Source organism: Rhodococcus huquni (genome assembly GCF_055231055.1).
The window spans coordinates 338,202-359,739 of record NZ_JBUYWE010000004.1; the positions used below are offsets into that span (position 1 = coordinate 338,202).

At 65.1% G+C, this 21,538-nt stretch carries 25 protein-coding genes and 1 tRNA gene; 21 read left to right on the forward strand and 5 right to left on the reverse strand.

All coding sequences use genetic code 11. The features are described from left to right. The first annotated feature begins 2 nt into the window (after nucleotides 1–2). Genes ACZI8R_RS10850 through ACZI8R_RS10890 form a run of 9 tightly spaced genes read left to right on the forward strand, consistent with a single transcriptional unit; the run spans nucleotide 3 to nucleotide 5,159 of the window. Nucleotides 3–155 carry a hypothetical protein gene (locus tag ACZI8R_RS10850; protein WP_463379602.1) on the forward strand — a complete coding sequence of 51 codons (153 nt, stop codon included), beginning with the start codon at nucleotides 3–5 and terminating at the stop codon, nucleotides 153–155. Between the two features lie 16 nt (nucleotides 156–171). Continuing rightward, nucleotides 172–1,371 (forward strand): MFS transporter, encoded by a 1,200-nt coding sequence (locus ACZI8R_RS10855; RefSeq protein ID WP_463379603.1) that lies wholly within the window; start codon nucleotides 172–174, stop codon nucleotides 1,369–1,371. Nucleotides 1,372–1,381: 10 nt separating this feature from the next. After that, nucleotides 1,382–2,017, forward strand: coding sequence for an imidazole glycerol phosphate synthase subunit HisH (hisH, locus tag ACZI8R_RS10860; protein WP_463379604.1), 636 nt, complete (start codon nucleotides 1,382–1,384; stop codon nucleotides 2,015–2,017). Further along, entirely contained in the window at nucleotides 2,014–2,259 is a 246-nt protein-coding gene (locus ACZI8R_RS10865) for a hypothetical protein (protein WP_463379605.1), read from the forward strand. The genes hisH and ACZI8R_RS10865 overlap by 4 nt, the downstream gene beginning before the upstream one ends. 18 nt (nucleotides 2,260–2,277) lie before the next feature. Beyond that, nucleotides 2,278–3,018: a bifunctional 1-(5-phosphoribosyl)-5-((5-phosphoribosylamino)methylideneamino)imidazole-4-carboxamide isomerase/phosphoribosylanthranilate isomerase PriA gene (gene priA, locus ACZI8R_RS10870; protein ID WP_463379606.1), complete on the forward strand. Its 741-nt coding sequence runs from the start codon at nucleotides 2,278–2,280 to the stop codon at nucleotides 3,016–3,018. Nucleotides 3,019–3,021: 3 nt separating this feature from the next. Continuing rightward, a complete protein-coding gene (locus tag ACZI8R_RS10875; RefSeq protein WP_463379607.1) occupies nucleotides 3,022–3,855 on the forward strand; it encodes an inositol monophosphatase family protein in 834 nt (277 codons plus the stop codon). Beyond that, nucleotides 3,852–4,625 carry an imidazole glycerol phosphate synthase subunit HisF gene (hisF, locus tag ACZI8R_RS10880; RefSeq protein WP_463379608.1) on the forward strand — a complete coding sequence of 258 codons (774 nt, stop codon included), beginning with the start codon at nucleotides 3,852–3,854 and terminating at the stop codon, nucleotides 4,623–4,625. Before ACZI8R_RS10875 ends, hisF begins: the two co-directional genes overlap by 4 nt. Continuing rightward, entirely contained in the window at nucleotides 4,622–4,966 is a 345-nt protein-coding gene (gene hisI, locus ACZI8R_RS10885) for a phosphoribosyl-AMP cyclohydrolase (protein ID WP_463379609.1), read from the forward strand. The genes hisF and hisI overlap by 4 nt, the downstream gene beginning before the upstream one ends. Nucleotides 4,967–4,979: 13 nt before the next feature. Next, entirely contained in the window at nucleotides 4,980–5,159 is a 180-nt protein-coding gene (locus ACZI8R_RS10890; protein ID WP_463379610.1) for a tautomerase family protein, read from the forward strand. A gap of 7 nt (nucleotides 5,160–5,166) precedes the next feature. Here ACZI8R_RS10890 and ACZI8R_RS10895 read toward each other — a convergent pair whose 3' ends face one another. Beyond that, entirely contained in the window at nucleotides 5,167–5,670 is a 504-nt protein-coding gene (locus tag ACZI8R_RS10895; RefSeq protein ID WP_463379611.1) for a MarR family winged helix-turn-helix transcriptional regulator, read from the reverse strand. 106 nt (nucleotides 5,671–5,776) lie between these two features. On the opposite strand from ACZI8R_RS10895, the gene ACZI8R_RS10900 reads away from it, so the two are divergent. Further along, complete coding sequence (locus ACZI8R_RS10900; RefSeq protein WP_463379612.1) at nucleotides 5,777–6,556, forward strand: dioxygenase family protein; 780 nt, start codon at nucleotides 5,777–5,779, stop codon at nucleotides 6,554–6,556. Between the two features lie 6 nt (nucleotides 6,557–6,562). Here the strand turns inward: ACZI8R_RS10900 and ACZI8R_RS10905 are convergent, their stop codons facing one another. After that, nucleotides 6,563–7,021 carry a peroxiredoxin gene (locus tag ACZI8R_RS10905; RefSeq protein ID WP_463379613.1) on the reverse strand — a complete coding sequence of 153 codons (459 nt, stop codon included), beginning with the start codon at nucleotides 7,019–7,021 and terminating at the stop codon, nucleotides 6,563–6,565. 57 nt (nucleotides 7,022–7,078) lie between these two features. Between ACZI8R_RS10905 and ACZI8R_RS10910 the strand changes: the two genes are divergently transcribed. The 9 genes from ACZI8R_RS10910 to ACZI8R_RS10950 all read left to right on the forward strand — a co-directional run bounded on the left by ACZI8R_RS10910 (nucleotide 7,079) and on the right by ACZI8R_RS10950 (nucleotide 16,663). After that, the gene (locus ACZI8R_RS10910) at nucleotides 7,079–8,665 is read left to right on the forward strand and encodes an anthranilate synthase component I (protein WP_463379689.1); all 1,587 of its coding nucleotides are present in this window, start codon (nucleotides 7,079–7,081) and stop codon (nucleotides 8,663–8,665) included. Next, a complete protein-coding gene (locus tag ACZI8R_RS10915) occupies nucleotides 8,662–9,306 on the forward strand; it encodes a TIGR02234 family membrane protein (protein ID WP_463379614.1) in 645 nt (214 codons plus the stop codon). The genes ACZI8R_RS10910 and ACZI8R_RS10915 overlap by 4 nt, the downstream gene beginning before the upstream one ends. Nucleotides 9,307–9,438: 132 nt before the next feature. Next, nucleotides 9,439–10,248, forward strand: coding sequence for an indole-3-glycerol phosphate synthase TrpC (gene trpC / locus ACZI8R_RS10920; RefSeq protein ID WP_463379615.1), 810 nt, complete (start codon nucleotides 9,439–9,441; stop codon nucleotides 10,246–10,248). Between the two features lie 62 nt (nucleotides 10,249–10,310). Beyond that, nucleotides 10,311–11,639 (forward strand): tryptophan synthase subunit beta, encoded by a 1,329-nt coding sequence (gene trpB / locus ACZI8R_RS10925; RefSeq protein WP_463379616.1) that lies wholly within the window; start codon nucleotides 10,311–10,313, stop codon nucleotides 11,637–11,639. Continuing rightward, complete coding sequence (gene trpA, locus ACZI8R_RS10930; RefSeq protein WP_463379617.1) at nucleotides 11,636–12,439, forward strand: tryptophan synthase subunit alpha; 804 nt, start codon at nucleotides 11,636–11,638, stop codon at nucleotides 12,437–12,439. Before trpB ends, trpA begins: the two co-directional genes overlap by 4 nt. A gap of 2 nt (nucleotides 12,440–12,441) precedes the next feature. Next, entirely contained in the window at nucleotides 12,442–13,488 is a 1,047-nt protein-coding gene (gene lgt, locus ACZI8R_RS10935) for a prolipoprotein diacylglyceryl transferase (RefSeq protein WP_463379690.1), read from the forward strand. Then, complete coding sequence (locus ACZI8R_RS10940) at nucleotides 13,485–14,270, forward strand: TM2 domain-containing protein (protein ID WP_463379618.1); 786 nt, start codon at nucleotides 13,485–13,487, stop codon at nucleotides 14,268–14,270. Before lgt ends, ACZI8R_RS10940 begins: the two co-directional genes overlap by 4 nt. A gap of 95 nt (nucleotides 14,271–14,365) precedes the next feature. Continuing rightward, nucleotides 14,366–15,784 (forward strand): pyruvate kinase, encoded by a 1,419-nt coding sequence (gene pyk / locus ACZI8R_RS10945; protein WP_463379619.1) that lies wholly within the window; start codon nucleotides 14,366–14,368, stop codon nucleotides 15,782–15,784. Then, nucleotides 15,785–16,663, forward strand: coding sequence for an acyl-CoA thioesterase (locus tag ACZI8R_RS10950; protein ID WP_463379620.1), 879 nt, complete (start codon nucleotides 15,785–15,787; stop codon nucleotides 16,661–16,663). 54 nt (nucleotides 16,664–16,717) lie between these two features. Here the strand turns inward: ACZI8R_RS10950 and ACZI8R_RS10955 are convergent, their stop codons facing one another. The 3 genes from ACZI8R_RS10955 to ACZI8R_RS10965 all read right to left on the reverse strand — a co-directional run bounded on the left by ACZI8R_RS10955 (nucleotide 16,718) and on the right by ACZI8R_RS10965 (nucleotide 17,991). Further along, complete coding sequence (locus ACZI8R_RS10955; protein WP_463379621.1) at nucleotides 16,718–17,221, reverse strand: SRPBCC domain-containing protein; 504 nt, start codon at nucleotides 17,219–17,221, stop codon at nucleotides 16,718–16,720. A gap of 92 nt (nucleotides 17,222–17,313) precedes the next feature. Beyond that, on the reverse strand, nucleotides 17,314–17,793 hold the full coding sequence (locus ACZI8R_RS10960) for a nucleoside deaminase (protein WP_463379622.1): 480 nt from the start codon (nucleotides 17,791–17,793) through the stop codon (nucleotides 17,314–17,316). Between the two features lie 124 nt (nucleotides 17,794–17,917). Beyond that, a tRNA-Leu gene (locus tag ACZI8R_RS10965) sits at nucleotides 17,918–17,991 on the reverse strand. 109 nt (nucleotides 17,992–18,100) lie between these two features. Here ACZI8R_RS10965 and ACZI8R_RS10970 point away from each other — a divergent pair. Both ACZI8R_RS10970 and polA read left to right on the forward strand, forming a co-directional pair. Further along, nucleotides 18,101–18,724 (forward strand): ANTAR domain-containing response regulator, encoded by a 624-nt coding sequence (locus ACZI8R_RS10970; protein ID WP_463379623.1) that lies wholly within the window; start codon nucleotides 18,101–18,103, stop codon nucleotides 18,722–18,724. Nucleotides 18,725–18,800: 76 nt separating this feature from the next. Beyond that, complete coding sequence (polA, locus tag ACZI8R_RS10975; protein ID WP_463379624.1) at nucleotides 18,801–21,536, forward strand: DNA polymerase I; 2,736 nt, start codon at nucleotides 18,801–18,803, stop codon at nucleotides 21,534–21,536. The last annotated feature ends 2 nt before the right edge of the window (nucleotides 21,537–21,538 follow it).

The window sequence follows — 21,538 nt, forward strand, 5'->3', positions numbered from 1 at the left end:
GGATGAGTGTGCTCTGGGTCTACGTGCTGTTCATCGTCGCCGGCATCGCGGTCGGCGGGTCGTACTCGATGTGGAAGATCAACAAGCTCGCCTCCGGCGTGCTGTTGGCAATCGCCGTGTTGGCTGCTGTGGCAGGAATTCTCAGGTTGATCTAGTGATCGGGGTGAAGTGATGGCCGGGGCCGAGACCGAGCGGTCGGAGTCCGGCGATTCGGCCACTGCGCAGAAGTTGCTTCGGACGCCCGGCCTCGTCACCGCGATGGTGATGGGCGCTGCGGCGTTCGGCGGGTGGGCAGTGTTGCTTCCCGTAGTCCCTCTGGTCGTCTCGGCGGCTGGGGGATCGGACGCCCTGGCCGGCAGTGTGACGGGCATTTTCATGGCGGCGACCGTGCTCACCCAACTCGCCGTTCCGTGGATGCTCCGACAATGGGGACACCGAATCGTGCTGGCGCTCGGGTGCGGACTCCTCGGTCCTCCGTCCCTGTTGCTGCTGCTGTCCACTGACGCAGTGCCGGTCTTGGCAGTCTCGGCATTGCGCGGCTCGGGCTTCGGCATGCTCACAGTCGCCGGCAGCGCCCTCGTGGCGGAATTGGTGCCGAGACATCTGCTCGGACGTGCAACCGGGGCGCAAGGGATCGCGATCTCCGCTGCTCAGGTGATCGGACTGCCTGCGGGTCTTGCCGTCTACCAGCGCTGGTCCGAAACTCCCGTGTTCCTGCTCGGCGCATTGGTTCCGATTCTCGCAGTCGGTGCGATCACGCGGTTGCCCGACATTCGACCCCATCCGCGGACCGGCGAGTCGGGGCGTCCGCCGCTTGCGGCGATTCTCGTGCCGTGGTCGACGATCGCCGTGGTGGCTGCGGCATTCGGCGGTCTGTCCAGCCTGCTCCCGATCGCGATATCGGACCGGGCCTCGCTCGCGGGTGCGGTACTCGCCGTGGTCAGCGCAGCAACTTTGGTCGGTCGATACACAGCGGGTGCGGCGGCCGACCGTATCGGCCCGGGCCGCATGCTCGTACCGGCGATGGCGTCGGCTGTTCTCGGCCTTGTTTCTTTCGCGATCGCGGTGGCCGCTGGTGCGCCGCTGTGGATTCTGATCGTCGGGGCGATCGCATTCGGGTTCGGTTTCGGCGCCGTACAGAACGAATCACTCGTCATGATCTTCACCGCCTCGGGACCCGCGCGATTCGGTGCTGCCAGTGCGGGGTGGAACATCGGTTTCGATTCGGGCACCGGTATCGGCGCGTTCGCACTGGGAATCACGGCTGCCGTATCCGGCTACGTCTGGGTCTTCGGTTTGGCGGCGGTGGCGGTGAGCACCGTCGCGGCCACCGCCGTGGTGGTCGGCGCACGTGCCGATCGCGACGGATAAGGTTGTCGCCATGAGCGCTTCCACGATCGCCGTGCTCGACTACGGTTCCGGCAACCTGCACTCCGCCACGAGGGCGCTCGCGCGCACCGGTGCCCAAGTCGAGGTCACCTCGGACATCCAGACCGCGCTGGACGCGGACGGCCTGGTCGTGCCCGGCGTGGGGGCCTTCTCCGCATGTATGGAGGGATTGAAGGCGGTGCGCGGCGAACGGATCATCGGCCGTCGTCTCGCCGGTGGTCGGCCGGTACTGGGCATCTGTGTCGGCATGCAGATCCTCTTCGAACGAGGCGTCGAGTTCGGCGTGGAGGCCGAAGGGTGTGGGGAGTGGCCCGGCACGGTCGAGCAGTTGAAGGCGGACGTCTTGCCGCACATGGGGTGGAACACGGTGGAAGCCCCCGACAACAGCACTCTCTTCGCGGGCATCGACGCGGACACGCGGTTCTACTTCGTGCACTCGTACGCCGTGCAGAATTGGGAACTTCCTACCCCCGAGCGCATCAGGCCGCCCGCGCTCACCTGGGCGGACCACGGCGGTCGCTTCCTGGCAGCGGTCGAAAACGGGGCCCTCTCGGCGACGCAGTTCCACCCGGAGAAGTCGGGTGACGCAGGAGCAGCGCTGCTCGAGAACTGGGTGAAGAGCTTGTGAGCGGAGAGGCCGACGACCTATCCATCGGCAAACTCGCCGTCTTCTCGCTGGGGTCGGCGGTAGGTGTACTCGTCCTGGCGACCGTGCTGATCGTGGTACTGGAACCGGGGCCAGGTGTGTCGTTGGTGATCGCCTTGGTCGGTGTCGTCGGGGCAGTTGCCGCCATGGCCTTCGTCTCCAAACGGATGACTCGCCGCGCCTACGGGGACGACAGCGACCCGAAGCCCGGTTCGGGCGCCTGACCGACTAGGGTTGTCGCAGTGAGCCTGGTCCTTTTGCCTGCTGTGGATGTCGTCAACGGTGAAGCTGTTCGCCTCGTTCAAGGGGAGGCGGGTAGCGAGACCGGTTACGGATCTCCGCGTGATGCTGCCCTGGCGTGGCAGAACGACGGCGCGGAGTGGGTGCACATCGTCGATCTCGATGCCGCGTTCGGCCGTGGATCCAACCGCGAACTCCTCGCCGACGTGATCGGCGAACTCGATGTGAACGTGGAACTCTCCGGCGGTATCCGTGACGACGACTCCCTCGAGGCAGCGCTTGCCACGGGTTGTGGCCGCGTAAACCTCGGGACCGCCGCGATCGAGGATCCCGAATGGTGCGCGTCCGCCATCGCGAAGCACGGCGAGAAGATCGCGGTCGGATTGGACGTTCGGCTGGTGGACGGCAGCTATCAGCTGCGTGGCCGCGGTTGGGTCACCGAAGGCGGCGATCTGTGGGAGACCGTCGCACGGCTCGACCGCGACGGCTGCGCGCGCTACGTCGTCACGGACGTGACCAAGGACGGCACACTGACCGGTCCGAATCTCGAGCTGTTGGCTCAGATGTGTGATGCGACCGACGCGCCCGTCGTGGCATCCGGCGGAATCTCCGCGATCGACGACCTGGTCGCGATTGCCGGACTGGTGGATCGTGGTGTCGAGGGTGCGATCATCGGCAAGGCGCTCTATGCCGGCCGATTCACTCTGCCGGACGCGCTGGCCGCGGTGTCGAGCCGGAGCTGAACCGTGAGTCTGCCCCGCGATCCGCGAGAGCTACTCGCCACGGCGAGTGAGCTTCTCGACGGCATCCACGATCGTTTCGTGGCAGGGGTCGGTGCGCCGAGTGCCGTACACAAGGGTGCGGACGATTTCGCGACCGCGGTCGATCTCGAACTGGAGAAGCGGCTCTCGGGCGAGTTGTTCGAACGGACCGGTATCGCCGTGCACGGTGAGGAATTCGGCGGACCCGATGTGACCGAAGGCCTCGTGTGGGTGCTCGACCCCATCGACGGCACCTTCAACTATTCGGCAGGGCTTCCTACCGCCGGCACGCTTCTGGCTCTTCTCGACAACGGTGTCCCCGTCATCGGATTGACCTGGCTGCACCTGGTGGGGCTCCGTTATGCCGCGCTCGTAGACGGACCGCTCCTCGAAGGCGGTCGCCCGGTTCCGGGCCTGTCCAGGACGACGCTGGCGTCCTCGATCGTGGGTCTCGGCGCACTCAACGTGGACAGTCGTGGTCGCATCCCGGGGCGCTATCGACTCGACGTGCTGGCCGAGCTCAGCCGTGTCTCCTCCCGAATCCGCATGCACGGTTCCACCGGCGTCGATCTCGCTTTCACCGCTGCTGGAATTCTCGGTGGTGCTGTGGTGTTCGGACACAATGCGTGGGACAACGCTGCGGGAGTCGCATTGGTTCGTGCCGCGGGCGGTGTGGTGACCGACCTGTCCGGTGAGCCGTGGACGGTTGCCTCCGGCTCGGTCCTGGCGGCGGCGCCCGGTGTGCACGACGAGATCCTCGACATTCTGAGATCACTGGGTGATCCAGGTAGCCGGCCTTCAGGAGGGCGAACACGATGACTTTGGCAGTTCGGGTGATCCCGTGTCTCGACGTCGATGCCGGCAGAGTGGTGAAGGGCGTCAACTTCGAGAACCTCCGCGACGCCGGCGATCCGGTCGAACTCGCGGCCGCGTACGACGCGCAGGGAGCGGACGAGCTCACGTTCCTCGACGTGACAGCGTCCACCTCCGACCGCGGCACCATGCTCGACGTCGTGAGCCGGACGGCGGAACAGGTGTTCATCCCGCTGACTGTGGGTGGCGGCGTCCGGACCGTCGAGGACGTGGATCGGCTACTGCGTGCCGGTGCGGACAAGGTGAGTGTGAACACCGCGGCGATCGCGCGCCCGGAACTTCTTCGTGAACTCAGTCAACGATTCGGGTCGCAGTGCATCGTTCTGTCCGTGGACGCCCGCACGGTTCCCGAGGGCGGTGAACCGACACCCTCGGGCTGGGAGGTGACCACCCACGGCGGCAAACGCGGCACGGGGATCGACGCAGTCGAATGGGCGGTGCGAGGCGCCGAACTCGGCGTGGGGGAGATCCTTCTCAACTCGATGGATGCCGACGGCACGAAGGCCGGGTTCGACCTCGCGATGATCAGGGCGGTTCGTGGCAGCGTGCACGTTCCGGTGATCGCCAGTGGGGGAGCGGGCGAGGTCGGGCACTTCTCGCCCGCAGTCGAAGCAGGCGCAGACGCCGTTCTCGCTGCGAGCGTCTTCCACTTCGGGGACATGACGATCGGCGAAGTCAAGACGTCGATGCGCGAGGAAGGGATCACGGTCCGATGAGTATCGATCCGGCAATTGCGGCCCGGCTCAAGCGAAACGACGCCGGTCTCTTCACTGCTGTCGCGCAGGAACGCTCGACGGGTCAGGTGCTGATGGTCGCCTGGATGGACGACGAGGCTCTTGCTCGCACGCTCGAAACTCGCAAGGGCACGTACTTTTCGCGTTCGCGTCAGCAGTACTGGGTCAAGGGCGAGACGTCCGGGCACACCCAGTACGTGCACGAGGTCCGGCTGGACTGCGACGGTGATTCGGTACTGCTCGTCGTCGATCAAGAGGGCGCCGCATGTCACACCGGCGCACACACCTGTTTCGACGAGGATGTCCTGCTCTCTGCCGAGTGACAGAGTATCGGGTATGCCGTTGATACAGATCAGTCAGACGCCAGGACTCACCACCGATCAGAAGCGCGCCACCATCGAGGCGGTGACCGCCGCTTACGCCGAAGCCACGGGCAAGGATCCGTCAGCCGTGTGGGTCACCATCACCGAGGTTCCTCGCGACAGTTGGGGTGTCGGCGGCACGCCACTGGGTTGAGTACAGATCAAGCTCGACCCGTTCCGCCGGCGATGGCCTTGTCCAGTTGGTCGAGCATCGCTTTCGAGAGACAGGACAGCTGGTCGACCTGCTCCGCGTCCAGTCCGTCGAAGATCAGGGTGCGAACGGACTCGACGTGCGGCGGTGCCGCACTCACGATTCTGCTCATTCCTTCGTCGGTGAGGACGGCGTCCGATCCGCGCCCTGTCGGAGCCTTCTCGCGTCGAACCAGTCCGGTGCGTTCCATCTTGGTGACCACGTGCGACAGGCGCGAGAGCGAGGCGTTCGCGCGTTGAGCGAGCGTGGCGAGGCGCAGCCGTCGGTCTGGTGCGTCGGACAATGCGGCGAGCACGAAGTACTCGAAGTGCGTGAGCTGCGAATCGCGTTGCAACTGGGTGTCGAGAGCGGCGGGGAGTCGGGTGACGAGTGCGATCAGCGACAGCCACGCCTCCTGCTGCTCGGCGTCGAGCCACCGCGGCTCGGATACCTCGACATCGGAACTCTCGCTCATCGCGCCTTCCTCTCCGTTCGCCGGGAACATTTGCGTCACCGCTCGGGTTGATCCTATCGTTAGTTGAAGCTTCAACCCAATTTCGGGATTGTCCAAGGAGAACGCGATGACGACGTCGATGCCCACACTGTTTCTCAGCCACGGTGCACCGCCGCTGGTGGACGACGAGCAGTGGGTCGCCGAATTGAAGGCCTGGGCGGCCTCGCTGCCGCGGCCGGAAGCGATTCTCGTGGTGTCGGCGCACTGGGAGTCGGCGCCCCTGACTATCGGTTCGACGGTGCCGGGCACCCCGCTGACCTACGACTTCGGGGGATTCCCCGAGCGTTACTACCGAACCGTCTACGACTCGCCGGTGGCCCCGGATCTCGCGCAGAAAGTGGCAGCGCTCATACCCGACGACGAAGCGGTGGCTTCGGCGCCGCGTCGTCGCCTGGACCACGGTGCGTACGTGCCGCTGACGGTCATGTATCCCGAGGCGGACATCCCGGTCCTGCAGATGTCGCTGCCTACGCTCGACCCCGAGCGCTTGCTGCGGTTGGGGCGCCGTCTGCGTACGTTGCGTGATTCCGGTGTGCTCATCATCGGGTCCGGATTCACGACTCACGGTCTGCCGTTCCTGACCGATCCCTCGCCGCGGGCGACCCCGCCCGGATGGTCGACCGAGTTCGACGCGTGGGCGAGCGAGCGAATTGCCGAAGGCGACGTGAACTCGCTCATCGATTTCCGGTCGGCGGCGCCGGGTATGCCCTACGCACACCCGACGATCGAGCACTTCGCGCCGCTGTTCGTGACACTCGGCGCCTCGAGCGACCCGGAACAGGTGCCGGAGCAGGTCGTCGACGGGTTCTGGATGGGACTGGCCAAGCGGTCGTTGCAGCTGACCTGACGGACCTCAGCCCCGGTTGCGCAGAAACTCGAGGGCCCGATCCGCGTGGGCACTCGCGTTGAGTTCGGAAGCGACTACGTCGAGAACCGTTCGGTCCGTGTCGATCACGAACGTGGTCCGTTTGACGGGAGCGATCTTGCCGAGGAGCCCACGTTTGACTCCGAACTGCTGCGCCACCGAACCGTCACGGTCGGACAGCAAGGGGTAGTCGAACCCCTTGTTCGTGGCGAATGTGGACTGCTTCTCCACGGTGTCGTGGCTGATTCCGGCCCGGCTCGCTCCGACTGCAGCGAACTCTGCCGCGAGGTCGCGGAAGTGGCAGGCCTCCGCCGTGCACAGCGGCGACGATGCCGCGGGGTAGAAGAAGAGCACCAAGGGCCCGGACTCGAGTAGGTCGGACAGGGTGCGCGGCGCACCGTCCTGGTCGGCGAGGGTGAAATTCGGGGCCTGCTGACCTGGTTTCATGGCCGCGACAGTACCGGGCGCGTGGCGGTCACGGGCGGGCCTGGGATGATGGTGGGCATGCACGGCGAGCCGACCACCAATCACGCGACTACCTCCAGCGCCACTTCCGCAGGTTCCGACGCGGATTCGACGACCTCGAGAGAACAGTTCCGACATCTCGCAGCCGAACATCGGGTGGTTCCCGTTACTCGAAAGGTGTTGGCGGACGCGGAGACGCCGCTGTCGGCGTACACGAAGCTGGCAGCCAACCGCCCGGGCACCTTCTTGTTCGAGTCTGCCGAGAACGGTAGGTCGTGGTCGAGGTGGTCCTTCATCGGCGTGGACAGCCCGGCGGCGCTCACGGTCCGCGACGGCGAAGCGGCCTGGTACGGAAATGTGCCTGCGGGTGCGCCCGCAGGTGGGGATCCGATCACGGCCCTCGGCCAGACTCTGGAGTTGCTGCGGTCCGAGAGGCTGCCGGACATGCCCCCACTCACCGGCGGGATGGTCGGCTTTCTCGGATACGACGCCGTACGCAGACTCGAGAGGCTCGGCGACCACGCGGAGGACGATTTCGGGATTCCCGAGATGGTGATGCTCCTTGCCACGGACCTCGCTGCCGTGGACCACCACGAAGGTGCGATCACGCTCATCGCCAATGCCGTGAACTGGGACGGTTCGGACGAGCGAGTCGACGAGGCGTACGACGACGCTGTCGCGCGTTTGGACAAGATGACCGCCGCTCTCGGATCGCCGGCGCCGTCGACAGTGTCGACGTTCTCGAAGCCGACGCCCGATTACCGGCGGCAGCGCACCTCGGAAGGGTATTGCCGGGACGTGCGCAAACTGGTCGGCGACATCGAGGCGGGCGAAGCCTTCCAGGTCGTGCTGTCGCAGCGATTCGAGATCGACTGCGATGCCGACCCGATGGACGTCTACCGGATGCTGCGTGCCTCCAATCCCAGTCCGTACATGTACCTCGTGCACGTACCGGGAGAGAACGACGACACCGCCTTCTCGATCGTCGGGTCGAGCCCGGAATCACTCGTCAAGGTCGACGAGGGCGTCGCGACCACGCACCCGATCGCCGGTACACGCTGGCGCGGGACGAGTGAGGAGGAGGACATCCTCCTCGAGAAGGATCTGTTGGCGGACGAGAAGGAGAACGCCGAGCATCTGATGCTGGTCGATCTCGGACGCAACGATCTCGGGCGGGTGTGCGTGCCCGGAACGGTCAAGGTGCACGACTACCGACACATCGAGCGATACAGCCATGTGATGCACCTCGTGTCCACGGTCACGGGAAATCTCGCCGACGGCAAACATGCCTTGGACGCGGTCACCGCGTGCTTCCCGGCCGGCACCCTGTCGGGGGCGCCCAAAGTGCGTGCCATGCAGCTCATCGAGGAGCTCGAGCCGACTCGCCGTGGCGTCTACGGAGGAATCGTCGGGTATCTCGACTTCGCCGGTGACGCCGACACCGCCATCGCAATCCGTACCGCTGTCATCAAGGACGGCATCGGATACGTCCAGGCTGGGGCAGGGGTGGTCGCGGACTCGGTTCCGGAAGCCGAGGACACCGAAGCGAAGAACAAGGCGATGGCAGTACTGGCTGCCATTGCCGCGGCAGGCACAGTCCGGACCTGGAAGGGTGGAACCCCGTGACCGAGTCGGCAGGCAAGCGTGCGGGCGGGGCGCAGCGCAACAAGGCCGTCGCGGTCGCGTGCTTGGCGCTCGCCGCGCTCACGCTGTGGGCGTCCTCACGAATGGTGTGGGTGTCGTTCGTGTCCTCGGACGGCCTCGGTGAAGACCGGGCGGTCGACCTCGACGGCGGCACCTGGGCGGCGGCACTCACACCGCTTGCCCTCACTCTCGTCGCGGCGATCGCGGCTTCCTTCGCGGTGAAGGGGTGGGCGCTCAAGGTCTTGGGTGTGTTGGTTGCGCTCGTGGGTGTCGCGGCGGCGGTTCCCGTCGTCCAGCTCGCCGTCTCCGGCGCTCCGGCGACACGTGCCGCGCAGTTGGCGGACCTGCCCGGCCGGGCCGACATCCGTGACGTGCAGGCCTCGTTCGCTCCGGCCGCGCTGGTGGCGGTCGGCGTCGTCGCAGCGTTGATCGCAGCAGTGTCGTTGTTGCGCAGACCTCGTGAGGACGCGGGGCTCTCGGGCAAGTACGACGCGCCCGCTGCGAGGCGCGAAGCAGCGCAGCGCGCCGCCGAGTCGAATGACGAGCCGCCGTCCCAGCGCGTGATGTGGGACGCACTCGACGCCGGTGACGATCCGACCGACAACCCCGATTCGCGGGCGTAGTCGACTCCGATTCGCGGGCTCGGTCATGGACCACACCCGGCCGCAGCCGCAATAGCGACGCACACTAGTCTGTAGAAGCCTTCGATGATGTTCCTCACATCGGGCTTCAGCCCAGAAAGGACTCGGGCCACGATGACAGTTCTCGACTCGATTCTCGACGGGGTGCGCGCAGATGTCGCCGCCCGCGAAGCGGCACTCGACTTCGCCGCAGTGAAGGCGGCCGCTGCCGCCGCGCCGCCGGCACTCGATGCTGCGGCGGCGCTTCTCGAACCGGGCATCGGAGTCATCGCCGAGGTGAAGCGGGCCAGCCCGTCGAAGGGTGCGCTCGCCGAGATCGGAGATCCGGCCGAACTGGCCGCGGCCTACGAGGCCGGAGGTGCCCGGGTCATCAGCGTCCTCACCGAGGAGCGCAGATTCCACGGCTCGCTCGCCGATCTCGATGCGGTTCGCCGTGCGGTGAACATTCCGGTCCTTCGCAAGGACTTCATCGTCGGGCCGTACCAGATCCACGAGGCCCGTGCCCACGGCGCGGATGTCATCCTGTTGATCGTCGCCGCCCTCGAGCAGGACGCCTTGGCATCGCTGATCGACCGGACCGAATCCCTCGGAATGACAGCGTTGGTGGAGGTTCACACCGAAGCGGAGGCGAACCGAGCGCTCGAGGCGGGTGCGAAGGTGATCGGTGTCAACGCTCGAAATCTCAAGACCCTCGAAGTCGACAAGGACACGTTCGGGGAAATCGCGCCCGGCCTGCCGACCGAGGTCATCAAGATCGCCGAGTCCGGTGTGCGCGGAACTGCCGACCTTCTGGCGTACGCGGGGGCGGGCGCGGACGCGGTGCTGGTCGGCGAAGGTCTCGTGACCAGCGGTGATCCACGAAAGGCCGTGGCCGATCTGGTCAACGCGGGTGCACACCCGTCGTGCCCGAAGCCGTCGAGATAGGTAGTCGACCGCTCGGCTGACCCGAGCGGCGAGGGGGAGCGGTGTTGGGGCAGACTGGACATGTGACTTCACGTAACGACGGTTCCGTTTCCGGCACGACGTACAAGGGCGGCGATCTTCCGGCAGCTAGTGCCGGAATCGTCGAGCGCACCACCCATGACCCGGACACCGGGGGACACTTCGGTGTGTACGGCGGCCGGCATGTGCCGGAAGCGTTGATGGCCGTGATCGAGGAGGTCACAGCATCGTACGAGAAGGCGCGCTCGGACCAGTCGTTTCTCGGCGAACTCGATCGTCTTCAGCGTGACTACACGGGACGTCCGTCACCGATCTTCGAAGCCACCAGGATGGCGGAGTTCGCAGGCGGCGCTCGGCTGATTCTCAAGCGTGAAGATCTCAACCACACCGGTTCGCACAAGATCAACAACGTGCTCGGACAGGTGCTGCTCGCCAAGCAGATGGGAAAGACTCGGATCATCGCGGAGACCGGCGCCGGTCAGCACGGTGTCGCCACGGCCACAGCCTGTGCGCTCCTCGGACTCGAATGCGTCATCTACATGGGTGCAGTGGACACCGAGCGGCAGGCCCTCAACGTGGCGCGGATGCGGTTGCTCGGTTCTTCCGTCGTCCCGGTCGAGTCGGGGTCGCGCACGCTCAAGGACGCCATCAACGAGGCGCTCCGCGACTGGGTCACCAATGCGCACAACACCTATTACTGCTTCGGGACCGCAGCGGGCCCGCACCCGTTCCCGACCATCGTCCGCGACTTCCAACGCGTCATCGGACTCGAGACGCGCGAACAGGTGCAGGATCTGACCGGCCGTCTTCCCGATGCGGTCACGGCGTGCGTGGGAGGCGGTTCCAACGCGATCGGAATCTTCCACGCGTTTCTCGACGACCCCTCGGTCCGGCTCGTCGGCTACGAAGCAGCCGGCGACGGGGTGGAGACCGGTCGTCACGCCGCCACCTTCACCGCTGGTACGCCGGGAGCCTTCCAAGGCGCGTACTCGTATCTGCTGCAGGACGAGGACGGGCAGACGATCGAGTCGCATTCGATCTCGGCGGGTCTGGACTACCCGGGCGTCGGCCCCGAGCACGCCCTGCTCAAGGACGTCGGCCGGGCAACGTACGAACCGGTCACCGACACCGAGGCCATGGACGCGCTCCGACTCCTGTCCGAGCGTGAGGGCATCATCCCTGCCATCGAATCGGCACATGCCGTGGCCGGGGCAATGCGGCTCGGCCGCGAACTCGGCGAGGGAGCGATCATCGTCGTGAGCCTGTCCGGCCGAGGGGACAAGGACATGGATACGGCGGCCAAGTGGTTCGGGCTGTTCGACGATGCCTCGAAGAACGACTCCAACACCGACAAGGAAGGTTCGGCCAAGTGAGCGAACGACTCTCGCGCCTCGCCCCGACGTTCGCGCAGTGCCGCGAAGAGAAGCGGGCCGCTCTGGTCGGCTATCTCCCGGCGGGCTACCCCACGGTGTCGGATTCGATAGACATCTTCGGGGCGATGGTGGATTCGGGATGCGACATCGTCGAGGTCGGAATCGCCTACTCCGACCCGGTCATGGACGGACCGACCATCCAGAAGGCTGCCGAGACGGCACTGGACAACGGCGTTCGAGTTCGCGACGTGTTCACCGTCGTCGAGCAGATCGCGGCGCGCGGCGGCAAGGCTGTGGTGATGACCTACTGGAACCCGGTGCTCAAGTACGGGGTCGATCGGTTCGCCCGGGATCTGGCGAACGCCGGCGGGCTCGGAATGATCACTCCCAATCTCATTCCGGAAGAGGCCGGCGAATGGATGACGGCCTCCGAGGAGCACCACCTCGACCGCATTTTCCTCGTCGCGCCGTCCTCCACCGAAGAACGACTCGCAATGACGCTCGATGCCAGTAGCGGGTTCGTATACGCAGCGTCGACGATGGGTGTCACCGGCGCCCGCGATGCGGTCTCCTCGATGGCCCCGGAGCTCACGACGAGGATCAGAGCCCATTCCGACATTCCCGTCGGTGTCGGGCTCGGCGTTCGATCCGGAGCGCAGGCGGCGGAGATCGCGTCGTACGCCGATGCGGTCATCGTCGGTTCTGCGCTGGTCAGTGCGGCGGAGAACGGGCTGGACGCGGTCCGGTCGCTCACGTCCGAACTCGCCGAAGGTGTTCGCTCGGCTACCGTGGCGTCGTGACCGTGGACGTTCTCGCATACATCCCCAGCCCATCCCAAGGCGTCTGGTACGTGGGGCCGTTGGCACTGCGCGCCTACGCCCTCTTCATCATCGCCGGCATCATCGTGGCAATCGTGTGGGGCGATCGGCGCTGGGTCGCCCGGGGTGGCGAGAAGGGCACCGTCCTCGACATCGCAGTGTGGGCAGTCCCGTTCGGACTGATCGGCGGCCGTCTGTATCACGTCATGACGGATTGGCCGACCTACTTCGGCGAGGGCCGTGAGCCCCTCGATGCTCTCAAGATATGGCAGGGCGGACTCGGCATCTGGGGCGCTGTGGCATTGGGTGCGGTCGGTGCGTGGATCGGATGCCGGCGACGGGGCATACCTTTGCCGGCGTTGGGCGATGCGATTGCCCCCGGCATCCTTGCCGCTCAGGCCATCGGGCGTATCGGCAACTACTTCAATCAGGAGCTGTACGGACGCGAGACGGACGTCCCATGGGGACTCGAGATCTTCGAGCGTACCAACGACGCAGGTCAGGTCGATCCGGCTCTGATCGACGGCGTATCGAACGGCACCGTCGCCTTCGTCGTGCATCCCACCTTTCTCTACGAGGCGGTGTGGAACGTCCTGGTGGTGATTCTTCTCGTCGTCGTCGATCGCCGGTTCAAGATCGGACACGGCCGCGTATTCGCGTTGTATGTGGCCGGATATTGCGCGGGCCGGTTCTGTGTGGAACTGATGCGTAGCGATCACGCCAGCACGATTGCCGGTATACGTGTCAATTCGTTCACCTCGGCACTCGTGTTCCTGTGTGCCGTCGCGTACGTGATCTTCGCGACCAAGGGGCGAGAGAACCCGGCGGAACTCCAGCCGAAGGACAAGTACAAGATCGACGGAGGGAAAGTCGAAGTCGACGCAGAGAAGAAGGTCGACGCAGAGAACGTAGAAGCCGCGGCCGCGGCCACCTCGGGTGATGCAGACGATGCGGTCGCGAAGAAGGCGACAGGGGCCACGAAGACGTCGGCCGCCACGAAGATCGACGATGAAAAGGATGGGTCTCGATGACCGAACCCCAGGGCCCGTCGGACGGATCCGACAAGAACGCCGACAGGGGCGACACCGCCGGCGCCGGCGGCTCGGGCGCTTCGTCGAGCAGCGACAACCAGACAGGCACACCTCGTCCCGATTTCGGGTCGCCGTTCGACTACGACGCGACAGCCGAGGCATCGCTGTCCCAGAGTCCCGGTGCGTCCGACTCGACTCCCACCGGCAGTGGTCCGGGTTGGGACACCTACTCCGGTGTGGGCAACGGTCCGGGTTGGGGCAACACGCCGACCTATCCCTCTCCAGGGGACGCCTACCCGGCTCCCGGCGAGACGGAGTCCGGGGGGCCGGTCTACGGGGCACCGGATCCTTCGCTGGGCCAGCAGCAGTACGGCGAACAGCAGTACGGCCAGCAGCAGTACGGCCAGCAGCAGTACGGTCAGCAGCAGTACGGTCAGCCGGCGCCGGGGTTCCCGCCGCCGGGCCAGTACGCCTACGGCCAGCCCGGCTACACGCCGGCGATGGGTGGATACGGCGACGCGATGGCTCCCTTCGGTCGCCATCCCCTGACCGGTGAGCCCTACTCGGACAAGTCCAAGCTGACCGCCGGGCTGCTCGAACTGTTCCTCGGCGGCTTCGGTGCCGGCCGCTTCTACCTCAACCAGCCGGGTATCGCGATCGCTCAGATTGCGGTCACGTGGTTGACCTGTGGCCTCGGCGGTATCTGGCCGTTGATCGACGCGATCATGATGTTGACGGGCAGCGTCAAGGACGAGCACGGCCGGCCGCTCCGGGACAACTGACGGGATCACCCGACCGGACGAGGATGTCCGAGTGTGTTGCGGCAGGCCACTCCGGCGAATGGAGATGACAGTCACGGGGGACTAGGCTCGGGCGCGTGAACCGACGGACGAAGATCGTATGCACTCTTGGACCTGCAACCGCCACCGGTGACCGCATTCGCGAACTCGTCGAGAGTGGAATGAACGTCGCCCGACTCAACTTCTCGCACGGCGAGCACGCCGATCACGAGGAGAACTATCACCGAGTTCGGGATGCCTCGAACCAGACCGGCCATGCCGTCGGAATTCTGGCGGATCTGCAGGGGCCGAAGATTCGTCTCGGGCGTTTCGCGGAGGGGCGAACCACTTGGGCGAACGGTGAACTCGTCCGGATCACGGTCGACGAGTGCGAGGGCACGCACGACCGCGTGTCTACCACGTACAAGCAGTTGGCCGAGGATGCGAAGCCGGGTGATCGTCTCCTCGTGGACGACGGCAAGGTCGGTTTGGCCGTCGTCGAGGTCGACGGTAACGACGTCGTGTGTCGCGTCACCGAGGGCGGGCCGGTCAGCAACAACAAGGGTGTCTCGCTTCCCGGTATGAACGTGTCCGTTCCTGCGTTGTCGGAGAAGGACATCGCTGATCTCGAGTTCGCGTTGAACCTGGGCGTCGACTTCATCGCCTTGTCCTTCGTGCGTTCGCCGGCGGACATCGAACGTGTCCACGAGGTGATGGAGAAGGTCGGGCGCAAAATTCCGGTCATCGCGAAGCTCGAAAAACCCGAGGCCATCGACAATCTCGAGGCGATCGTGCTGGCGTTCGACGCGGTGATGGTCGCGCGTGGCGATCTCGGTGTCGAGCTGCCGCTCGAAGAGGTTCCGCTCGTGCAGAAGCGAGCGATCCAGATTGCTCGCGAGAACGCCAAGCCGGTGATCGTTGCGACCCAGATGCTGGAGTCGATGATCGAGAACTCGCGGCCCACCCGCGCGGAGGCTTCCGATGTCGCCAACGCAGTGTTGGACGGCGCGGACGCGGTGATGCTGTCCGGCGAGACGTCGGTCGGCAAGTACGTGATGGAGACCGTTCGCACGATGGCCCGGATCGTCGAAGCGGTGGAAGGGGACACGACTCGGGTTCCCCCGTTGACTCATGTGCCCCGCACCAAGCGTGGCGTCATTTCGTATGGGGCACGTGACATCGGCGAGCGATTGGATGCGAAGGCCCTCGTCGCGTTCACCCAGTCGGGTGACACGGTGCGTCGTCTCGCTCGGCTGCACACGCCGCTGCCGTTGCTCGCCTTCACGCCGCTGCCCGAGGTGCGTAGCCAGTTGTCGATGACGTGGGGCACCGAGACGTTCCTGGTGGACCCGGTGTCCAGTACGGACGCGATGGTGCGCCAGGTCGACCATGCTCTGCTGGGTCTGGGCCGGTACAACAAGGGCGATCTCGTCGTGATCGTTGCCGGCTCACCTCCCGGCACTGTCGGCTCCACCAACCTGATTCACGTGCACCGCATCGGCGAAGAGGATCACTAGGTGAGCGAAACCACGGCGAAGACCGATCTCGAGACTCTGCTCGACCTGTTCGATCTGGAACAGACCGACGAGGACGTGTTCGTCGGACAGCATCCGGCGCAGGTCGGCAGCAGAACGTTCGGCGGTCAGTTGGTGTCGCAGGCACTTGTCGCGGCGGGCCGAACGGTAGGCGAGAAGCGCCCGGTTCACGCCCTGAATGCGCACTTCATCAGGGGTGGTGACGTCAAGAAGCCCATCGAGTACCGGGTCGACCGGCATCGAGACGGTCGCGCGTTCGCCAACCGGCAGGTCACCGCGATGCAGGACGGACACGAGCTCTTCGTGATGATCGCGGCGTTCCAGGACTGGGGGAAGGGTCTCGAGCACGCCGTCGAGGTCCCGGACGTGCCGTTCCCGGACACCCTGCCGCCGATCGGTGACCATCTGCGCGGCTACGAAGACCGCTTGCAGATGTTCGTCGACGCGTTGAAGCCGATCGACATGCGTTATGCCAACGACCCCGCCTGGATTCTGAAGGGCACGGGGGAGAAGCTCAACCACAATCGCGTGTGGATGAAGGCCGACGGCGAGCTACCGGACGACCCGCTGATGCACGTGGCAACCATGGCCTATTCGTCGGACACGACAGTTCTCGACTCGATCATCACCACTCACGGACTGTCGTGGGGCCTCGATCGGATCGTGGCGGCGACCGTCAACCACTCCATCTGGTTCCACCGACCGTTTCGCTACGACGAGTGGGCCCTCTACGCGACGGAATCCCCGGTTGCGGCGGGGTCCCGGGGATTGGCGACCGGGCGATTCTTCTCCCTGGAAGGTCAGTTGCTCGCGACCGTGGTTCAAGAGGGATTGATCAGGCACTTCCCGAAGAAGACGTAGACCTCCGACTCGGTTGCAGATCAACCCCCTGGGTGTACGCGGTGGGAACCCGGGTCAGGAGTTCTTGCGGTACGCCGGCGCGAGCTCCTCGGCCCGGTCCCACGGAGACCAGTCGATCGCCCTGCCGTCGAGTTGTGCTGCGATGACTTCGAGTCCCGCGTGCCAGCCGGGAGCGTGTGCGTACGCGGACTCTTCCTCTTCCACGGTGTGGGTGAGGGTCAACCATGATCCGCCCTGCCCGTCCGGGACGATTTCCCAGTGCAGGGTTTCGGCATCCCACAGGTACTCGAGAATCTGGCCGCGTCGGAACGTGATCATGGTGCCCGTAGACGTGTGATCGGGCGCCAACCCGTACCTGCGGACCTGTTCCGGGGTGACACGGAAGATCAAGTCGCTGCCGGGTTCCACATCCAACCGGACCTCGGCGGGAAACCAGTGTTCCAGGTACCGAGGTTCGGTGATGACGGACCACACCTTGTCGGGTGGATGCGAGAAAGCCTGCCTGAAACGAAGGGCCACTCGGCCGTCGTAGGTGAATGTGACGGTGCCGATGTCCATGGCCGACCTCCGTGCCGGGGTTCGTCGAATTCGATTCTCCGAGTTGTGCACCCATGATACTGGCTTCGAGAGATCCGGTGCAGGGTCGAAGGTCACCGGCCGGTATGGGCCTTTCGGTGCAGTTCGCGTACCGCATCGAGGAGTTCGTCGACAGGACCGTCGACGGGTACACCCGGTGCTATGTCGGTAATCGGCAGTGGGGACACCGGCGCGTCGGGTACACCCCAATCGCGTAGCCAGTTCGACAGTTGTGCGCTGGAAGCGATGTACACGATGCGACCGAGACCGACCCATGCGTGGGCAGCGGAACACATCGGGCAGTGCTCGCCGGATGTGTACACCGTCATGCCCGAGCGGTCGTCGGCGTGGGTGTTGTTCGCTGCCCATCGCGCGAGCGCGAACTCGGGGTGCCGAGTGTTGTCGCCACCCGCGATTCGATTGCGGTCCTCGGCGAGTACGACGCCGTCCGCGGACGCGAGTACGGAACCGAACGGCTCGTCGCCCGCATCGAGGGCCGTACGCGCGAGTTCGACGCAGCGGCGGAGATGGTTCAGGTCTCGAGGGTTCACCATGGTTCCTCCATTGCGCGGTTGCAAGGACATTGCGCGGTGCAAGGAAGTCTCGTGATCCGTTCCGCAACATGCGCGGTGGAAGTGTGAGGAATATCGAAACCGGGCCATTGCCTGGTGATTTGAGTGCCCTCGGTGAGACTCGAACTCACACTGTACGGGTTTTGAATCCGTTTCCTCTGCCAATTGGGATACGAGGGCGTTGCGCGGTGTCCTACTCTAGAAGATCGCTCCGGGTAGTCAACCACCGGTACCCTCTAAACGTTCACCCCGGGTTTCCGGGGAGGTAGTTTCGACGAGAGTGGTGGTCATGAGGGCTCCGGAGCCGCAGGACGGCGCACGCACACCGCGTCCGCGAAGGGTCGTCGTGGCCGAGGACGAGGCGTTGATCCGTCTCGATCTGGTGGAAATGCTCCGCGAAGAGGGATACGAGGTCGTGGGCGAGGCCGGCGACGGTCAGGTTGCCGTGGATCTCGCAATCGAGTTGAAGCCCGATTTCGTCATCATGGACGTGAAGATGCCGCGTCGTGACGGGATCGATGCGGCCTCGGAAATCGCCGCCAAGCGCATCGCTCCGGTCGTCATTCTCACCGCTTTCAGTCAGCGCGAACTCGTCGAACGTGCGCGTGACGCGGGGGCGATGGCTTACCTCGTGAAGCCGTTTTCGATCACGGATCTCATCCCGGCCGTCGAACTAGCTGCCAGCCGATTCAAGGAGATCTCCGCGCTCGAGAAGGAGGTGTCGGATCTGTCCGGCAGGCTCGAGGCTCGCAAGGTCATCGAACGGGCCAAGGGCGTCTTGATGAAGTCGCAGAACCTGACGGAGCCCGAAGCCTTCCGGTGGATTCAGCGTGCGGCAATGGACCGTCGGTCGAGCATGAAAGCGGTTGCCGACGTGGTCATCGAAACCTTGGGCGAGTCCACGTCGCAGTGAGTCCGGACCGCGCTCGCTCGCCTGATGTCGAAGCATGTGCGTGCGCTGTCGGAGCACGTCCCTAGACTGGGCAATCGTGAGCCCCGCAACGACACCCTCGTCCACCGTCTCTGCAACCTCGGGATCGGCCGACGAGCGTCCCACGCTGATGCTTCTCGACGGACATTCGCTGGCTTTCCGTGCCTTCTACGCATTGCCCGCCGAGAACTTCAAGACCAACACCGGCCAGGCCACCAACGCGGTGTACGGCTTCACGTCCATGCTGATAAATCTGTTGCGCGACGAGAAGCCGACGCACCTCGCCGCCGCGTTCGACGTGTCGCGGCAGACGTTTCGGGCCGACAAGTTTCCCGAATACAAGGCCAATCGCAGCAAGGCGCCGGACGAGTTCAAGGGCCAGGTCGACATCACCAAGGATGTCTTGGGGGCCATGGGCATTCCGGTGATGGCGGTCGAGGGATTCGAAGCGGACGACGTCATCGCCACCCTCACCACTCAGGCGGAGGCTCTCGGATACCGGGTGCTGGTGGTCACGGGCGACCGTGACTCGCTGCAATTGGTCACCGACGACGTGACGGTGCTGTACCCGAAGAAGGGAGTCTCCGAGCTCACGAGGTTCACGCCGGGCGCGGTCGAGGAGAAGTACGGTCTCACGCCCACTCAGTACCCCGATTTCGCCGCTCTTCGCGGCGACCCGAGCGACAACCTTCCGGGTATCCCCGGCGTGGGAGAGAAGACCGCGACCAAGTGGATCAAGGAGTATGGCGACCTGGCGGGTCTCGTCGACAATATCGACAAGGTTCGAGGCAAGGTGGGTGACGCGCTTCGCGAGAACGTGGCGAACGTTCTGCTCAATCGTGAGCTCACCGAGATGGTGCGTGACCTGGCACTGGACTACACGCCCGATCAGCTCGCGATCGCCCCTTGGAATCGCGAGGCCATCCACGCGTTGTTCGACGACCTCGAGTTCAAGGTCCTGCGCGATCGATTGTTCGCAACCCTCGAATCGGCCGAACCCGAGGCAGACGAAGGGTTCGAGGTGCGCGGTGGGGCCGTCGAGCCTGGTGCCCTCGCAGAGTGGCTGTCGACTCATGCTTCCACCGGTGAACGTCACGGGCTGTCCGTCGTGGGCACCAGGAAGCCCTACGGCGGCGACGTCACAGCGATCGCGATCGCGGCCTCGGACGGCGAGGGTGGGTACGTCGGCACAGCGACCATGACCCCCGAGGACGAGAAGGCTCTGGGGGAGTGGCTGGCCGACGCAGGCCAGCCGAAAGCGCTGCACGAGGCGAAGTGGGCGATGCACGCCCTGCGTGGCCGTGGCTGGGTTCTCGGTGGCGTCACCAGTGACACGGCGCTTGCCGCCTACCTCGTGCGACCCGGACAGCGTTCGTTCAATCTCGACGATCTGTCGTTGCGATATCTGCGGCGCGAGCTTCGAGTAGAGGATTCGGGAGATGCTCAGTTGTCGTTGCTCGACGACGTGGACCAGGTCGACGCTGCCGCTGCCGAAAACGAAATCCTCAGCGCCCGAGCAGTTGTCGATCTTGCTGCCGCGCTCGACACGGAACTCGAGAACATCGAATCGGTTGCGCTGCTCAACGACATCGAATTGCCGTTGCTGTCGGTACTCGCCGAGGTGGAAGCCACCGGAATCGCAGTGAACACCGAGCATCTCGAGGATCTGCAGAGTCGCTTCGCCGGCCAGGTGTCCGCGGCCGCGGACTCGGCGTACGAGGTGATCGGAAAGCAGATCAATCTGGGCTCACCGAAGCAGCTTCAGGTCGTGCTCTTCGACGAGCTGGAGATGCCGAAGACCAAGAAGACGAAGACCGGCTACACCACGGACGCCGATGCGCTCCAAGGGCTGTTCGAGAAGACGTCTCACCCGTTTCTCGAGCACCTGCTCGCGCATCGCGACGCCACACGCCTCAAGGTCACGGTCGACGGACTACTCAAGACCGTGGACGACGACGGCAGGATCCACACGACGTTCAATCAGACCGTCGCCGCGACCGGCCGGCTGTCCTCGACCGAACCCAATCTGCAGAACATTCCAGTTCGCACCGATGCCGGTCGACAGATTCGTGACGGATTTGTCGTAGGCAGCGATTTCGACACCCTGATCACCGCCGACTACAGCCAGATCGAGATGCGGATCATGGCGCACGTCTCGGGGGACGAAGGGCTGATCGAGGCCTTCAACACCGGCGAGGATCTGCACAGCTTCGTGGGTTCGCGGGCCTTCGGTGTCCCGATCGAAGAAGTCACGCCCGAACTGCGTCGCCGTGTGAAGGCGATGTCCTACGGACTCGCCTACGGTCTCAGCGCCTACGGCTTGGCTGCTCAACTCAAGATCTCCACCGATGAAGCCAAAGATCAGATGGAGGCGTACTTCTCGCGCTTCGGTGGTGTTCGGGACTACCTGCGCGAGGTGGTGGAACAGGCACGTAAGGACGGGTACACGTCCACGCTCTACGGTCGGCGGCGCTACTTGCCCGATCTCAACAGCGACAACCGCCAACGTCGTGAGGTAGCCGAGCGTGCGGCCTTGAATGCGCCCATCCAGGGGACTGCCGCAGACATCATCAAGGTTGCGATGATCGACGTTCAGAACGCCCTGGCCGAGTCCACACTGCGCTCACGCATGTTGCTGCAGGTGCACGACGAGTTGGTGCTCGAGGTCGTGTCCGACGAACGCGAACAGGTCGAAGCCCTCGTTCGCGACAAGATGGCATCTGCGATCGCACTCTCGGTCCCGCTGGACGTGTCCATCGGCGACGGACGCAGCTGGGACGCCGCCGCTCACTAGGA

Coding starts and splice junctions, on each gene's coding strand:
- ACZI8R_RS10850 (WP_463379602.1), top strand. CDS start 3: ATGAGTGTGCTCTGGGTCTACGTGCTGTTCATCGTCGCCGGCATCGCG.
- ACZI8R_RS10855 (WP_463379603.1), top strand. CDS start 172: ATGGCCGGGGCCGAGACCGAGCGGTCGGAGTCCGGCGATTCGGCCACT.
- hisH (WP_463379604.1), top strand. CDS start 1,382: ATGAGCGCTTCCACGATCGCCGTGCTCGACTACGGTTCCGGCAACCTG.
- hisF (WP_463379608.1), top strand. CDS start 3,852: ATGACTTTGGCAGTTCGGGTGATCCCGTGTCTCGACGTCGATGCCGGC.
- hisI (WP_463379609.1), top strand. CDS start 4,622: ATGAGTATCGATCCGGCAATTGCGGCCCGGCTCAAGCGAAACGACGCC.
- ACZI8R_RS10890 (WP_463379610.1), top strand. CDS start 4,980: ATGCCGTTGATACAGATCAGTCAGACGCCAGGACTCACCACCGATCAG.
- ACZI8R_RS10895 (WP_463379611.1), bottom strand. CDS start 5,670: ATGAGCGAGAGTTCCGATGTCGAGGTATCCGAGCCGCGGTGGCTCGAC.
- ACZI8R_RS10900 (WP_463379612.1), top strand. CDS start 5,777: ATGACGACGTCGATGCCCACACTGTTTCTCAGCCACGGTGCACCGCCG.
- ACZI8R_RS10905 (WP_463379613.1), bottom strand. CDS start 7,021: ATGAAACCAGGTCAGCAGGCCCCGAATTTCACCCTCGCCGACCAGGAC.
- ACZI8R_RS10910 (WP_463379689.1), top strand. CDS start 7,079: ATGCACGGCGAGCCGACCACCAATCACGCGACTACCTCCAGCGCCACT.
- trpC (WP_463379615.1), top strand. CDS start 9,439: ATGACAGTTCTCGACTCGATTCTCGACGGGGTGCGCGCAGATGTCGCC.
- ACZI8R_RS10940 (WP_463379618.1), top strand. CDS start 13,485: ATGACCGAACCCCAGGGCCCGTCGGACGGATCCGACAAGAACGCCGAC.
- ACZI8R_RS10955 (WP_463379621.1), bottom strand. CDS start 17,221: ATGGACATCGGCACCGTCACATTCACCTACGACGGCCGAGTGGCCCTT.
- ACZI8R_RS10960 (WP_463379622.1), bottom strand. CDS start 17,793: ATGGTGAACCCTCGAGACCTGAACCATCTCCGCCGCTGCGTCGAACTC.
- ACZI8R_RS10970 (WP_463379623.1), top strand. CDS start 18,101: ATGAGGGCTCCGGAGCCGCAGGACGGCGCACGCACACCGCGTCCGCGA.